The organism is Streptomyces sp. NPDC093568, assembly GCF_044764945.1.
Classification (GTDB): Bacteria; Actinomycetota; Actinomycetes; order Streptomycetales; family Streptomycetaceae; genus Streptomyces.
This window is the reverse complement of the sequence record NZ_JBIWJD010000046.1, coordinates 1830-3222: the sequence shown is the minus strand read 5'-3', so window position 1 is coordinate 3222 and position 1393 is coordinate 1830. Positions and strand designations below refer to the sequence as shown.

1 rRNA gene (running past one end of the window) is annotated in these 1393 nt (G+C 56.0%); it reads right to left on the bottom strand.

Annotation, left to right across the window (positions count from 1 at the left end):
- Positions 1–1393 (bottom strand): 23S ribosomal RNA (locus ACIRD7_RS43255); its annotated part runs 1792 nt beyond the window's last position; the annotation flags it as partial.

Here is a 1393-nt window from a genome sequence, read left to right as displayed (position 1 = left end):
GGACAAGCCCTCGGCCTATTAGTACCGGTCACCTCCACACATTACTGTGCTTCCAGATCCGGCCTATCAACCCAGTCGTCTACTGGGAGCCTTACCCCATCAAGTGGGTGGGAATACTCATCTCGAAGCAGGCTTCCCGCTTAGATGCTTTCAGCGGTTATCCCTCCCGAACGTAGCCAACCAGCCATGCCCTTGGCAGAACAACTGGCACACCAGAGGTTCGTCCGTCCCGGTCCTCTCGTACTAGGGACAGCCCTTCTCAATATTCCTGCGCGCGCAGCGGATAGGGACCGAACTGTCTCACGACGTTCTAAACCCAGCTCGCGTACCGCTTTAATGGGCGAACAGCCCAACCCTTGGGACCGACTCCAGCCCCAGGATGCGACGAGCCGACATCGAGGTGCCAAACCATCCCGTCGATATGGACTCTTGGGGAAGATCAGCCTGTTATCCCCGGGGTACCTTTTATCCGTTGAGCGACGGCGCTTCCACAAGCCACCGCCGGATCACTAGTCCCGACTTTCGTCCCTGCTCGACCCGTCGGTCTCACAGTCAAGCTCCCTTGTGCACTTACACTCAACACCTGATTGCCAACCAGGCTGAGGGAACCTTTGGGCGCCTCCGTTACCCTTTAGGAGGCAACCGCCCCAGTTAAACTACCCATCAGACACTGTCCCTGATCCGGATCACGGACCCAGGTTAGACATCCAGCACGACCAGACTGGTATTTCAACGACGACTCCACAACCACTGGCGTGGCCGCTTCAAAGTCTCCCAGCTATCCTACACAAGCCGAACCGAACACCAATATCAAACTGTAGTAAAGGTCCCGGGGTCTTTCCGTCCTGCTGCGCGAAACGAGCATCTTTACTCGTAGTGCAATTTCACCGGGCCTATGGTTGAGACAGTCGAGAAGTCGTTACGCCATTCGTGCAGGTCGGAACTTACCCGACAAGGAATTTCGCTACCTTAGGATGGTTATAGTTACCACCGCCGTTTACTGGCGCTTAAGTTCTCAGCTTCGCCACACCGAAATGTGACTAACCGGTCCCCTTAACGTTCCAGCACCGGGCAGGCGTCAGTCCGTATACATCGCCTTACGGCTTCGCACGGACCTGTGTTTTTAGTAAACAGTCGCTTCTCGCTGGTCTCTGCGGCCACCCCCAGCTCACCGTGTAAAACGGATCACCAGGTGTGGCCCCCCTTCTCCCGAAGTTACGGGGGCATTTTGCCGAGTTCCTTAACCATAGTTCACCCGAACGCCTCGGTATTCTCTACCTGACCACCTGAGTCGGTTTAGGGTACGGGCCGCCATGAAACTCGCTAGAGGCTTTTCTCGACAGCATAGGATCATCCACTTCACCACAATCGGCTCGGCATCAGGTCTCAGACT